The following is a 12,617-nucleotide window of genomic DNA, read 5'->3' as shown; positions in this document are numbered from 1 at the left end:
CCACACCGCAAACCGGTTGAGTCGAAAGGTCTACCACAGTGACCGACACGCCGTACGCCGCATCGAGCGATTCACCCGGTGGGCCACCGGTTCCCGGAGGTGGCGGACAGTTCGCCGAAGGCACGGGCAGGCACGAGGCGCCGGGCCGGGCCGGTGCGGCGGGCCCCGGGCCGAGCAGGCACGGAATGGCCGGTGGCGCAGGCTATCCGCAATTCGAGGGTCCCGGCGCCGCGCAGTACGGCGAGGAGCCGCTCGAGCCGGCACCGCCGATTGCCGGACCGCCCCCCAGCGCACCGCAGTACGGGCCGGCGGGCACCGGACCCGGTTACCCCGCCCCCCAGGCGAAACCCGACAATCCCGGGTATGCCGCCGCACCCGCACCCGGCGTGTCGGCCACCGGCGGCGGGCAGACGCCGGGTTACTACCATTCGGGAGCACAGGCCCTCGATGTCGGCCGCTCGCTGAGCTACGGCTGGGACCGTTTCCGCGCCAATCCCGGGCCGTGGCTCGGGGTCACCGCGGTGGGCGTGCTCATCTATCTCGCCTTCCTCGCGATCGTCCAGATCTTCGAGCCGACATCGCTGTTCACCGTGCTGTTCCTGTTCCTGGTGGTCCTGGTCGCGCTGTGGCTGCTGCAGGCGGTGATGATCCGTGGCGCGCTGTACGAAACGGACGGCTATCCACCGGCTTTCGGGTCGTTCTTCCGATTCGTGAACGCGGGCAATGTCTTGTTGACGGCGCTGCTGGCCTTCGCCGCCACCCTGCTCGCCGCGTCGCTGTGCCTGCTGCCCGGCCTGATCGTCGGATTCCTGTGCATGTTCTCCCTGCACTTCGTGATCGATCAGGACTACGGTCCGCTGGAAGCGATCAAGGCGAGCGCGCAGCTGGTCCTGGCCAACCTGTGGGCCGCGCTGCTGCTGGCCCTCACGGTCACCCTGGTGACCGTCGTCGGCGCGGCGGCGTGCGGGCTCGGCCTGTTCATCGCCGGCCCGGTCTGCGCGATCGCGGTGACCTACGCGTACCGCATGCTCACCGCGGGACCCGTCGCCCGGATCTGAGCCGGGAGCTCAGTGCCGCAGCGGTGTGCTCATCCCGATGGCCCGCTTGAATCGCTCGAACGGGCCGGGATCGTCCCCCGCGCGCGGCCGCAACTCGAGCACCAGCACACCGGCGACGACGATGCCCAGCAGATTCACCGCGAGCTGACCGGCCGACTCGAACGCGCGATGCCACTGCCCGATCGTGGCGGCCACCACCGCGTACCCGGCGGCGGGCACCGTGGTGACCGAGATGAACACCCCGATCAGCGCCGCCGACTTGGCCGTCACCAGCGACAGCATGCCCGCCGCACCGGCGAGCACGGCCACGACCAGGGAGAACGGCCCGACCTCGTAGATGAAGTCCACGTCGTGCGCGTCGATGACCCCCTCGGTGGTCACCCAGCCCAGCCGCTCCCACAGCAGGGTCGCGAACAGCGTGATCACCATGGCCACCGGGAAGGCCACGGCCAGCGCGATGACCGAGCGCCGGGCCAGCCGCCAGTTGCGGCGCACCAGGGCCACCGACAGCGCGGCCAGCGGCCCGAACTCCGGACCCACCACCATCGCGCCGACGATGGTGACCGGCGAGTTGGTCGCCACGCCGATGGAGGCCAGCAGGCAGGCGATGGTCAGGAACGCGACGAAGGTCGCGTTGAGCGAGGACTCCTCGTGGGTCTCTTTGAGCAGTTGCTCCCAGACCACGGCATCGCTCGGATCACCGGGCGCGGCGCGCACCGCCCGGTCGGCCGCGTCGGACAGCACGGCTTCGACGGGGCCGAGCGTGATGCCGCCGGTCTGCTCGATCCCGAGCGACTTGACGTCGGCGAGGACCTTGTTGGCGGCCTCGCGCGCCACGTCGGCCTGGACGAGATCACCCTGCGGGTCGACAGCGATCCCGCGCGCGACCGTCAGATGGGTGACGCCCGCGTCGGCTTCGAGCGCGCGCACGAGCGCGTCGGTCTGCTCGGGCGGACTGATCACTCGCAGATGCAGCACCGGTGGCCCTTCTGATCAATGCCGCCACGGCGGCGGGGAACTGACCAGAAGGTACCGGGCTACCGTCGGTGACCGCTATTTCTCGGAGGCAACGGCTTTCGGCGCGTCGGCGGCGGCCTTGGCCTCGCCCTTGACCTCCGGCTTGGCGTCGATGCCCGCCTCCTTGCGCTGCTGCGCGGTGATCGGCGCGGGCGCGTCGGTGAGCGGGTCGACGCCGCCACCGGTCTTCGGGAAGGCGATCACCTCGCGGATCGAGTCCTCGCCGGCCAGCAGCGCGGTGATGCGGTCCCAGCCGAAGGCGATGCCGCCGTGCGGCGGGGCGCCGTAGGCGAAGGCGTCGAGCAGGAAGCCGAACTTCTCCTGCGCCTCGTCGTGGCCGATGCCCATCACCTTGAACACGCGTTCCTGGACGTCGCGGCGGTGGATACGGATGGAACCGCCACCGATCTCGTTGCCGTTGCAGACGATGTCGTAGGCGTAGGCCAGCGCCGCGCCCGGGTCGGTGTCGAAGGTGTCGATCGACTCCGGCTTGGGCGAGGTGAAGGCGTGGTGCACGGCGGTCCAGGCCGAGTAGCCCAGGGCCACGTCACCGCTGGCGGTGGCGTCGGCGGTCGGCTCGAACATCGGCGCGTCGACGATCCAGACGAAGGCCCAGGCGTTCGGGTCGATGAGGTCGCACTTGCGGGCGATCTCGCCGCGCGCGGCGCCCAGCAGGGCCCGGCTCGACTTGGTGGTGCCCGCGGCGAAGAACACGCAGTCGCCCGGCTCGGCGCCGACCTGCTTGGCCAGCCCGTCGCGCTCGGCGTCGGTCAGGTTCTTGGCGACCGGGCCGCCCAGGGTGCCGTCCTCGTTGATCAGGATGTAGGCCAGGCCCTTGGCGCCGCGCTGCTTGGCCCACTCCTGCCAGGCGTCGAGCTGACGCCGCGGCTGGCTCGCGCCGCCCGGCATCACGACCGCGCCGACGTACTCGGACTGGAACACCCGGAACGGGGTGTCCTTGAAGTAGTCGGTGAGCTCGGTGATCTCGACACCGAAGCGCAGGTCCGGCTTGTCCGAGCCGAAGCGGCGCATCGCCTCGGCGTAGGTCATGTGCGGGATCGGGGTGGTGATGTCGTGGCCGACCAGCTTCCACAGCGCGACCAGGATGTCCTCGGCCAGCAGGATCACGTCCTCCTGGCGCACGAAGCTCATCTCGATGTCGAGCTGGGTGAACTCGGGCTGACGGTCGGCGCGGAAGTCCTCGTCGCGGTAGCAGCGCGCGATCTGGAAGTAGCGCTCGATGCCACCGACCATGAGCAGCTGCTTGAACAGCTGCGGGCTCTGCGGCAGGGCGTAGAAGCTGCCCGGCTGCAGGCGCGCGGGCACCAGGAAGTCGCGGGCGCCCTCGGGCGTCGAGCGGGTCAGCGTGGGGGTCTCCACCTCGATGAACTCGTGGCGGGCCAGCACCTCGCGGGCGGCGGCGTTGACCTTGGAGCGCAGCCGGATGGCGTGCCCGGGGCCCTCGCGGCGCAGGTCGAGGTAGCGGTACTTGAGGCGGGCCTCGTCGCCGGGCGTCTCGTCGAGCTGGAACGGCAGCGGCGCGCTCTCGTTGAGCACGACCAGTTCCTTGGCGTCGACCTCGATCTGCCCGGTCGGCAGCTCGGGGTTCTCGTTGCCGTCGGGGCGCTGCTCCACCACACCGGTGACCTGCACGCAGTATTCCGCGCGGAGCTTGTGGGCCTGCTCGGCCGCCTCGCCCTCGCGGAAGACCACCTGCGAGACACCCGAGGCGTCGCGCAGATCGATGAAGGTCACACCACCGTGGTCACGACGCCGGGCCACCCAGCCGGTGAGGGTGACGGTCTGACCGGCGTGCTCGCTTCGCAGCGAACCAGCCAAGTGGGTGCGCAGCACGGTATTCCTTTCGACAGACTTCGTACGGACTCCCCGCCATCGTAGTGAGACACGATCCCCGAGAGGAAACCGATATCTCGGTCGCCGTGTCAAGCTTGTGACGCGTGCCCGCCGGCCGTGGGTCTTCCGGCGGTGAATCGTGCTGCAGGACAGCTGGAACACCGAGCGAAGGCGAGTACCGCGATGACCTTCAACGAAGGTATGGAGATCGATCCCGGCCGGGCCTCGTCCGGCGGCGGCCCCGGCATGGGCGGCAAGCTCGCCATCGGCGGCGGCGCGGGCGGTCTCATCCTGCTGGTGATCACGCTGCTCCTGGGTGGTGACCCCGGCTCGGTGCTCGGCAACTTCACCGGCGCGCAGGACACCCAGCAGAGCCAGCCGGGCACCGCGGGCACCCCGTCGCACTGCAAGACCGGCGCCGACGCGAACAAGTACGTCGACTGCCGGGTGGTCGCGACCGCGCAGAGCCTGGACGGGGTCTGGTCGCAGGAACTGCCCAGGCAGACCGGCAAGCGCTACATCGAGCCCAAGCTGGTGCTGTTCTCCGGCGCGGTGTCGACCGGCTGCGGCAACGCCACCAGCGACGTCGGCCCGTTCTACTGCCCGGCCGACCAGACCGCCTACTTCGATACCGCGTTCTTCCAGGAGCTCACCGACCGCTTCGGGGCCAGCGCGGGACCGCTGGCCCAGGAGTACGTGGTGGCCCACGAGGTCGGTCACCACATCCAGAACCAGCTCGGCGACATCGGCCGTGCCCAGCGCGACCCGCAGGGCGCCCAGTCCGGCGCGGTCCGCACCGAGCTGCAGGCCGACTGCTACGCCGGGATCTGGGCCCACTACGCGGACAAGCAGCCCGCGCCGGGCAGCAGCCAGCCGTTCCTGAAGCCGCTGTCGGACAACGACATCCGCGACGCGCTCTCGGCGGCCAACGCCGTCGGCGACGACCGGATCCAGCGCGCGGCCGGGCGCGGCGTCAACCCGGAGTCGTGGACGCACGGATCGTCCGAGCAGCGCCAGAAGTGGTTCCTCACCGGGTACAAGACCGGGTCGGTCAAGTCGTGCGACACCTATTCCGCCGGTGACCTCAACAACCCGACCGGGCTACGCTGACCCTCAACGAGATACCGCCACATCGTCTTTCGAGGGGAAATATGCGCCTGACCATGACCGGACTGCTCGTCTGCGCGCTCGCACTGCCCGGTGCGAGCGCCGTCGCCCAGGCCGAGCCGGCGCCGCTACCGCTGGTCAGCGTGACCTCGATTCCGGACGGCTGGTCCCAGCGCACCGATCTGCGGCCGGTGCTGCAGGTCTTCGCCGACGGCAAGGCCGTGCACTCGCCCGACGCGGTGAGCAAGGACCGCAAGCCCGAGACCGCCGCCAAGCGGGTCGACGGCACCGTGCCCGAGGACGTGCTCGCGGCGGCGCGCGAGGAGATCACCGCGCTGCGCGAGGTCGATTTCGGGATCCCGGCCGGTGAGGGCAAGGGCACGACGATCATCGATCTGATGCCTGCCGACGTCGAGGGCGAGACCCACCTCGTCGTCTACTCCCCCGATTCGTCCGACGGCCTCAACGACGAGCAGAAGGCCGCACGCAAGCGCTTCACCGACCTGTCCAAGAAGCTGATCGACGCCTTCAAGGAAAAGCGCTGAGCCCAGACCAGACGACAGTGCCCCCGGCCGAAACCGGGGGCACTGTCGTTCGTCGTCGGGGATCCGGTGGCTAGAACCGGTCCTCGTCGGCGTCGCGTTCGTCCTCGTGCACCGCGCCGATGACCTCGGGCGTGGATTCGCCGAGCGGCCCGGTGAGGTCGTCGTTGCCGGTGCGGCTCTGGTAGGGCTGCACGGTCCGGCCGTGTTCCTCGTCGTTGTTGCCCTTGCCGCCCGCGCCCGCGGCACCGCCGCCACCCATGAAGCCGGAACCGCTGGTGCCCGCGGTGGAGGTGGTGCCGAGGCCGGTGGAGCCGAGGGCGGTGGACATGACCCGACCGGCGGGCATGGCCGACCCCGGCACGGCGGTGGTCGCCTTGGGCGTGCCCGCGCTCGGGGTGCCGCCGGTGCTACCGCTCGAACCGCCTCGCGCGGTGCCGAGGGCGCCGAGCGCGCCACCGGTGCTGCCACCGGAACCGCCGGTGCTCAGGCCGGCGGTGGTGGTCGAGCCCGGCGTGGTGGTGGTGCTGCCCGGCGTGGTGCTCGCGGCGGTGGTCGAGTCGTCGGAGGTGCCCGACAGCGCGTCCTCGGCCTGGGTCAGCAGCGGCTCGGCGATGTTCTCCGAGGCCGCCGACAGCACTTCCTCCGGCGAGGGCAGGCCGCTCTGGGCGACCAGGTTCTGCACCACGCCGTTGAGCTGTCCGGTGTAGCCGGCCAGTTCACCACGGGTGGTGTTGACGACCGTGACCGCCGAGCCGAGATGCTCGGTGGCCAGACCGATGAGGGTGGCCTGGGTCGGCGGCAGCATGATCGTCGGCGCGAGCGCGGTGGCCTGGGCGGCGAAGGTGGTGGCGATCGCCGACAGCTGCGCGTTGCCCGACTGGACGACCGCGGCGGCCTGTTCGGTCAGCGCGGAGATGTCGAAGCCGCGCTGGCTGGTCTCCTGACCCTCGGTCTGCGCCTGCTGGCTGGCGGTGGTCGCCGCGTCGGAGGCCTCGCCCTCCCACAGCTGCTGCACGGTCTTCAGACCGCCCTGGGCGACGCTCATCGCCGATTCGATCAGCGACGAGGAGTTGCTCAGCAGGGTGGTCGGGTCGAGCGAGCCGAAGACACCGGTGCCGAAACTGCTCAGCAGCTGCAGGATCGGCTCGAACAGCGAGTCGATGCCCGGCAGCGCGGGAATGGAGACGCCGTTGAGCAGCGCGGAGACCGGATCCTCGGTGAGCGTGGTCGACGCCGCCGATGCGGTGGAGTTCGTCGTGCTCGCGGTGCCGCCGGTGGCGGCGCTGGTGAGCGCGCTCTTGGCCTGGTCGAACGCGGTCTGCGCGGTGGCCAGCGCGGGCCCGGCGACCTGGTTGACGGCACTCTGCGCGCCGCTCAGCGCGGCGGAGGCGTCGGTCGAGATGCCGGACAGGATGTCCTGCGCGTCGACGGTGCCGCCGGTGCCGAGGCCGGACAGGCCGGAGAGCCCGGCCGGGGAGACCGCGGCGTTCTGCGCGTCGTCGGTGATCTTCTGCGCGAGGGTGAAGACGGGTTCCTCGACGGCCTCGAAGTCCTCGGGCAGTTGCACCAGCGGCACATCGAGGATCGCCTGGGCGGCGGCGCTGTAGTCGACCGGGACGGCGCCCAGCGCGGACTGCGTCGCGGCGTCGGCGGTGGCCAGCGCGGTGTCCGGAGTGATGACACCCGCGTCGTCGGTGCTCAGCGGCCTCATGCCAGGCCCCCCATCCCCGCGGACTGGCGGGCCAGATCGACGGCCAGCGAGACGTCTTCGGTGTTGTAGGTCACCGAGGACTTGAAGGCCGCGTCGGACAGCTTGGAGAACTTGGCCGACAGATCGTTGATGTCCTTGGCCTGCAGGGCCTGTGCGGCGGCGAACATCGCCAGATAATCGGCGCCGATGAGCCCGAACACCGGCGTCATCGCCGCCACGTTGCCCGCCGCGTCGGTGATGCCCGCCGCCGCGATGTCCCCCGCCACGGTCGCGTTCGTCGTCGCGAAAGCGGCGACGGCATCGGTATCGACCGAGAGATCGGTCATGCGAATCCCCCCAACTCGTCGTGAAAATCCTGCTCTGCGAGCGCGATCGGCGGCCGCGGAACTCCCTACGCGCCCGCGCGAAGGCGCAGTGTGCGCCAAATATAACCGAACACCCCGACCTCGTTCGAGCCGTGTCGGCTCCGATCCACCCGATCCGCTTTCAAAACTAGAACATGTTCTATATCCTCGGCGGAATGAAGGTCGCAGTGACCGGCGCAGCCGGCTACCTCGGTACCAACCTGATCCCACAGCTCCTCGAGCGTGGCCACGAAGTGGTGGCCATCGATCGTGCTGCGCCGACCACGTCCGATCCGGCCGTCACCTGGGTGTCCGGTGACGTGCTCGATCCGGCGTCGATGCGCGGCGCCCTCGACGGCGCCGAGGTGGTCTACCACCTGGTCGCGCTGATCACGCTGGCCGAGAAGAACGACCTGGCCTGGCGGGTCAACACCGAGGGCGTGCGGGTCACCGCGGAGGCGGCGCTCGAGGCCGGCGTCCGGCGGTTCGTGCACACCAGCTCGATCCACGCCTTCGACCAGTACCGCGCGGGTGGGCACATCGACGAGACCACCCTGCGCTCCACCGATCCGGGCCTGCCCGTCTACGACCGGTCCAAGTGGGCGGGCGAGCAGGCGCTGCGTCCGGTCATCGAACGCGGCCTCGACGCGGTGATCGTGAACCCGACCGGCGTCTACGGCCCCGCCGACAACCCGAAGAACCTGTCCCGGCTCAACCGCACCGCCGCGGAGGCGATGCGCGGCCGGATGCCGGTGATGATCGGCGGCGGTTTCGATCTGGTCGACGTGCGCGATGTGGCGCAGGGCCTGATCCTGGCGGGCGAGAAGGGCCGCACCGGCGAGAACTACCTGCTCGGCGGGTACATGACCCAGCTGATCGACCTGTGCCGGATGGCCGCGGCGCGCTCCGGCGCCAAGGGCCCGCGGTTCGCGATTCCGGCCAAGGCGCTCGGCGCCGTGCTGCCGGTGGTCGAGCCGATCAGCAAGCGCCTCGGCTCCGACATCCTGTCCAAGGCGGCGCTCGGCGCGATCCTGTCGGCCCCGATCGTCGATCACGGCAAGGCCGAACGCGAGCTGGGCTACCACCCCCGCCCGACCGAGGAGACCGTCGCCGACCTGGTCGACTTCCTGCGCGCACCGCGCACCGCGTAGTCCGCGTGCCGGTCACCCCGGCGCCGTCACGGCCGCGCGGAGGATCTCCGCGGTGGCCTGCTGTCCGGCGGCGTTGGGGTGTACCGGGGTGGCGTTCGCCTGCGCGGGCAGCACGGGTTCGACCCAGCGGGTCGCGGGGTCCCGGCAGGCGTCGTGCCCGATGGCCGGGGTGTAGATGTCGACGTAGATCGCGCCGTTGGCCTCGGCCTGGCGCCGCAGCGCGGCATTGAGTTCTTGTTCGATGCCCCGCGCGTAGTCGACGTCGCCCGTGCTCAGCGGCATCTGTGGGTAGCAGTGCTCCGCTTCCGGCAGCACCGCCGGATAACCGACGACATAGACCCGCGCGTGCGGTGCCAGCTCCCGGATCCGCCCGATCGCCGCGCCCATCGCGGGTTCGCCCGCCGCGATGTCGTCGCTGAATCGCGAACCCTGGCTGTCGCGACACGGCGCCCCGACGGCACCGACGTTCCCCGCGTTGAGCGCCGAGCAGGTGAGCACCATGGCCTGGAACAGATTGCGGTCGTTGCCGCCCGCCTGATAGCTGACCACCCGCGTCCGCGCCGACAGCGCGTCGAATTGCGGTGGCTGATCGGCGTATTGGGCCGTGGTCATGTGCGCCGTCGCCGCCGAGGCGCAGCTGACATCGGTGAGTTCCCATCCGGTCGCCGCCGCCAGCCGGTGCGGATAGTTCTGCGCGGATCGCGTGCACAGCGGCGGACTCCCCGGCACGGGATCGAGCAGACCCGGCGCGGCGGTATAGGAGTCGCCGAGGGCGACATAGCTCACCGCGGGTGCCGAGCCGGCACCCGGAAACAGCAGGCCGAGCACGAGCTGAGCGACGACCGCACCGACCAACGGTCCTTCCATCGACCACTTCTCACCGAGTCACCCACACCGCGGATCGCGGGGCCGCACGGTCCGCCACCTGCGATTTTACGCCGGTACGGACCAACTGGACGGCCGCTGCCGACCGATCCGGACCGACCAGGCTTGACACCACCTCGAACACATGTTCGACTCAGGGCATGCGGTGGCAAGCGCAGGCACTCGATGCCGAGGACGGCGCCCTGCCCGGACTGACCCGGGCAGGGCTGGTGCGCACCGTCCGGACGCCCGAGTTCGACGGCATCACCTTCCACGAGGTGCTGTGCAAGAGCGCGCTGAACAAGATGCCGGAGAGTTCGACGCTGCCGTTCCGCTGGACGATCAACCCGATGCGTGGGTGTTCGCACGCCTGCCGCTACTGCTTCGCCCGGGGCAGTCACGAATACCTCGGACTGGACGCGGGCGAGGACTTCGATTCGCAGATCGTGGTGAAGACGAATGTGGCGGCGGTGCTGCGCAAGGAGCTGACCCGGCGGTCCTGGCAGCGCGAGCCGGTGGCGCTGGGCACCAATACCGACCCGTACCAGCGGGCCGAGGGCCGCTACCGGCTGATGCCGGGCATCATCGGCGCCCTCGCCGATTCCGGGACGCCGTTCTCCATCCTCACCAAGGGGCCGCTGCTGCGCCGGGACCTGCCCCTGCTCACCGCGGCGTCGCGGCGGGTGGCGGTCAGCGTGGCGGTCTCGATCGCGATCCTCGACCAGGACCTGCACCGCAGTCTGGAGCCGGGCACCCCGGCACCCCGCGCACGCCTGGATCTGGTCCGTGCCCTGGCCGACGCGGGCTTCGCCGTGCATGTCATGGTGGCGCCGGTCATCCCGTGCCTGACCGACAGCCGCGCCCACCTCGACGCCCTGTTCGCCGCGATCGCCGACGCGGGCGCCGACAGCGCCACGGCCTTCGCCATGCACCTGCGCGGCAGCACGCGCGGCTGGTTCCTCGGCTGGCTGGCCGCCGAACATCCGGCGCTGGTGCGCCGCTACCGTCAGCTCTACGGTCGCGGTGGCTCGGTCACGCCCGCCTACAGCTCCTGGCTGCGCGAGCGGGTCGACCCGCTGCTGGCCGCCTACGATCTGCGCCGACCACAGGGCCGGACCGTGCCGGCAGGACCGGCGCCGGTGCCGCCGAGCGAACAGCTCGCGCTGTTCGGGTGAGATCCGCCGTCAGTCCGCCTTGGCGAAGCCGAGATCGATGACCGCGTCCCGTTCGGCGATCAACTCGGCGACACCCGCGTCGATCTTGGCCCGCGCGTAGTCGTCGAGATCGAGATCGTCGACGATGCGGTACCGCCCACCGGCGCAGGTGACCGGGAACGAGCACACTAGCCCCTTCGGGACGCCGTAGGAGCCGTCGGAGGGCACCGCCATGGAGGTCCAGTCGTCGGCGGGGGTGCCGAGAACCCAGTCGTGGATGTGGTCGATGGCGGCACTGGCCGCGCTGGCGGCCGAGGACGCGCCGCGCGCCTTGATGATCGCGGTGCCGCGCTGCTGCACGGTCGGCACGAACACCTCGCGCACCCACTCCGGCTCGACCAGTTCCGGTGCGGGTTTGCCCGCGACGGTGGCGTGCGTCAGGTCGGGGAACTGGGTCGCGGAGTGATTGCCCCACACCGCCATCCGGGTGATGTCGGCCGCCGGGGCGCCGGTGCGCGCGGCCAGCTGGGCGATCGCGCGATTGTGGTCGAGGCGGGTCAGCGCGGTGAAGCGGTCTGCGGGCACGTCGGGGGCGTTGCGCATGGCGATGTAGGCGTTGGTGTTCGCGGGATTCCCGACGACCAGCACCCGCACGTCCGAGGCCGCGACCGCGTTGATCGCGGCGCCCTGACCGGTGAAGATCGGGCCGTTCGCGGCGAGCAGGTCGCCGCGTTCCATCCCGGGGCCGCGCGGCCGCGCGCCGACCAGCAGCGCCACGCTCGCGCCGTCGAATCCGGCCGAGGGATCGTCGGTGATCTCGATCGAGGACAGCAGCGGGAAGGCGCCGTCCTCGAGTTCCATCGCGACGCCCTCCAGCGCGCGCACCGCGGCGGGCACCTCGAGCAGCCGCAACCGCACCGGGGTGTCGTGCCCGAGCATCGCCCCCGCGGCGATCCGGAACAGCAGTCCGTAGGCGATCTGGCCCGCGCCACCGGTGACGCTGACGGTGACCGGAGTTCTGCTGGCTGGGTTGCTCACGACCGACTCCTCGCGCTGGACGACTCTGGCGCCTCCCACGCTAATCAGTCAGGAGTCCCCGCACGGGGATCCGTGAGGCAGAACACCACGCGGCTCAGACGAGCTCGGCGACCTCGGCGTCGGTCAGCACCACGGGCGACACCGCGTCCTTGGCCCGGACCAGCCGCACGCCGCGATACAGCGGCCGCTCCCCCAGCCCGGCATCGCGCGCCTCGGCCCGCAACTGCTGCACCAGGACCTCCGACACGGCCACGGCGGCGGCGAGCTCGCTGGCGGCCAGCGCGTCGGCGAGCTTGCGCAGGCCGAGCAGATGCAGTTCGCGGCCGCTGCCGGAATCGGTGTACATCGCCAGCGGCACCACCTGGATCTCGGCGCCCACGGTCACCTTCAGCACGATCCGGCTGAGCCTGCCCGGGTAGACCAGCAGCTGCACACCGGTCGCGCCCGCGAGGTCGATCCGCCGCGTACCGAAGAGCCGGTGCGCGTGGATCTCGGTGCCGCTCAACCACATCCGTCTGCGCCGGAACGCGAACACATAGCCGATGGTCGGCACCGCGACGACCAGTCCGAGGACGATCGCGAACGGCCAGCTCAACCAGATCGCGGACAGCAGCGTCACACCGACGCCGACACCGATCGCGGCCAGCGCGAGCCTGCGCAGCATGGGCGCGAACATCTCGGGCGCGACCAGGTCGATGCCGACCGGTTCCGTCGCCGCCCGCCCGGACTCCCCGTCCACGATGTCCCTCTCCACCCGGTCCGGCCGGTCCGGTC

12 protein-coding genes are annotated in these 12,617 nt (G+C 70.9%); 5 read left to right on the top strand and 7 right to left on the bottom strand.

Features of this window, described 5'->3' with window-relative positions; genetic code table 11:
• Positions 1–38 precede the first annotated feature (38 nt).
• Positions 39–1,058: a hypothetical protein gene (locus tag AB0H54_RS12105; protein ID WP_357345031.1), complete on the top strand. Its 1,020-nt coding sequence runs from the start codon at positions 39–41 to the stop codon at positions 1,056–1,058.
• Between the two features lie 9 nt (positions 1,059–1,067).
• Here AB0H54_RS12105 and AB0H54_RS12100 read toward each other — a convergent pair whose 3' ends face one another.
• Together AB0H54_RS12100 and aspS are read right to left on the bottom strand one after the other, a co-directional pair.
• Positions 1,068–2,036, bottom strand: coding sequence for a DUF389 domain-containing protein (locus AB0H54_RS12100; RefSeq protein WP_357345030.1), 969 nt, complete (start codon positions 2,034–2,036; stop codon positions 1,068–1,070).
• 75 nt (positions 2,037–2,111) lie between these two features.
• Positions 2,112–3,929 carry an aspartate--tRNA ligase gene (gene aspS / locus AB0H54_RS12095; protein WP_357345028.1) on the bottom strand — a complete coding sequence of 606 codons (1,818 nt, stop codon included), beginning with the start codon at positions 3,927–3,929 and terminating at the stop codon, positions 2,112–2,114.
• A gap of 183 nt (positions 3,930–4,112) precedes the next feature.
• Between aspS and AB0H54_RS12090 the strand changes: the two genes are divergently transcribed.
• Both AB0H54_RS12090 and AB0H54_RS12085 read left to right on the top strand, forming a co-directional pair.
• Positions 4,113–5,039: a neutral zinc metallopeptidase gene (locus tag AB0H54_RS12090; protein WP_355281471.1), complete on the top strand. Its 927-nt coding sequence runs from the start codon at positions 4,113–4,115 to the stop codon at positions 5,037–5,039.
• A 53-nt stretch (positions 5,040–5,092) separates the two neighbouring features.
• Positions 5,093–5,581, top strand: a complete 489-nt coding sequence (locus tag AB0H54_RS12085) for a hypothetical protein (RefSeq protein WP_357345026.1) — start codon at positions 5,093–5,095, stop codon at positions 5,579–5,581.
• Positions 5,582–5,651: 70 nt separating this feature from the next.
• On the opposite strand, the gene AB0H54_RS12080 is transcribed toward AB0H54_RS12085, so the two are convergent.
• Both AB0H54_RS12080 and AB0H54_RS12075 read right to left on the bottom strand, forming a co-directional pair.
• Positions 5,652–7,292, bottom strand: a complete 1,641-nt coding sequence (locus AB0H54_RS12080; RefSeq protein ID WP_357345024.1) for a hypothetical protein — start codon at positions 7,290–7,292, stop codon at positions 5,652–5,654.
• Complete coding sequence (locus AB0H54_RS12075; protein ID WP_357345022.1) at positions 7,289–7,618, bottom strand: type VII secretion target; 330 nt, start codon at positions 7,616–7,618, stop codon at positions 7,289–7,291. The genes AB0H54_RS12080 and AB0H54_RS12075 overlap by 4 nt, the downstream gene beginning before the upstream one ends.
• A gap of 194 nt (positions 7,619–7,812) precedes the next feature.
• On the opposite strand from AB0H54_RS12075, the gene AB0H54_RS12070 reads away from it, so the two are divergent.
• Positions 7,813–8,787: an NAD-dependent epimerase/dehydratase family protein gene (locus AB0H54_RS12070; protein ID WP_357345020.1), complete on the top strand. Its 975-nt coding sequence runs from the start codon at positions 7,813–7,815 to the stop codon at positions 8,785–8,787.
• A gap of 12 nt (positions 8,788–8,799) precedes the next feature.
• On the opposite strand, the gene AB0H54_RS12065 is transcribed toward AB0H54_RS12070, so the two are convergent.
• The gene (locus AB0H54_RS12065) at positions 8,800–9,654 is read right to left on the bottom strand and encodes an SGNH/GDSL hydrolase family protein (RefSeq protein ID WP_357345018.1); all 855 of its coding nucleotides are present in this window, start codon (positions 9,652–9,654) and stop codon (positions 8,800–8,802) included.
• Between the two features lie 158 nt (positions 9,655–9,812).
• Here AB0H54_RS12065 and AB0H54_RS12060 point away from each other — a divergent pair, with 158 nt between their 5' ends.
• A complete protein-coding gene (locus tag AB0H54_RS12060) occupies positions 9,813–10,826 on the top strand; it encodes an Rv2578c family radical SAM protein (RefSeq protein ID WP_357345016.1) in 1,014 nt (337 codons plus the stop codon).
• A 9-nt stretch (positions 10,827–10,835) separates the two neighbouring features.
• On the opposite strand, the gene AB0H54_RS12055 is transcribed toward AB0H54_RS12060, so the two are convergent.
• Together AB0H54_RS12055 and AB0H54_RS12050 are read right to left on the bottom strand one after the other, a co-directional pair.
• Positions 10,836–11,843, bottom strand: coding sequence for a malate dehydrogenase (locus AB0H54_RS12055; RefSeq protein WP_357345014.1), 1,008 nt, complete (start codon positions 11,841–11,843; stop codon positions 10,836–10,838).
• Between the two features lie 94 nt (positions 11,844–11,937).
• A complete protein-coding gene (locus AB0H54_RS12050; protein WP_357345012.1) occupies positions 11,938–12,582 on the bottom strand; it encodes a hypothetical protein in 645 nt (214 codons plus the stop codon).
• Between the last annotated feature and the right edge of the window lie 35 nt (positions 12,583–12,617).

It is taken from the genome of Nocardia sp. NPDC050718 (genome assembly GCF_040654235.1).
Classification (GTDB): domain Bacteria; phylum Actinomycetota; class Actinomycetes; order Mycobacteriales; family Mycobacteriaceae; genus Nocardia.
The sequence above is the reverse complement of the archived record's forward strand: the minus strand, read 5'-3'. Positions and strand labels throughout refer to the sequence as shown.

What these genes read in the sequence shown, in the direction of transcription:
- AB0H54_RS12075 (WP_357345022.1), bottom strand. Translation starts at nt 7,618, where the DNA reads ATGACCGATCTCTCGGTCGATACCGATGCCGTCGCCGCTTTCGCGACG.
- AB0H54_RS12090 (WP_355281471.1), top strand. Translation starts at nt 4,113, where the DNA reads ATGACCTTCAACGAAGGTATGGAGATCGATCCCGGCCGGGCCTCGTCC.
- AB0H54_RS12080 (WP_357345024.1), bottom strand. Translation starts at nt 7,292, where the DNA reads ATGAGGCCGCTGAGCACCGACGACGCGGGTGTCATCACTCCGGACACC.
- AB0H54_RS12085 (WP_357345026.1), top strand. Translation starts at nt 5,093, where the DNA reads ATGACCGGACTGCTCGTCTGCGCGCTCGCACTGCCCGGTGCGAGCGCC.
- AB0H54_RS12065 (WP_357345018.1), bottom strand. Translation starts at nt 9,654, where the DNA reads ATGGAAGGACCGTTGGTCGGTGCGGTCGTCGCTCAGCTCGTGCTCGGC.
- AB0H54_RS12060 (WP_357345016.1), top strand. Translation starts at nt 9,813, where the DNA reads ATGCGGTGGCAAGCGCAGGCACTCGATGCCGAGGACGGCGCCCTGCCC.
- AB0H54_RS12070 (WP_357345020.1), top strand. Translation starts at nt 7,813, where the DNA reads ATGAAGGTCGCAGTGACCGGCGCAGCCGGCTACCTCGGTACCAACCTG.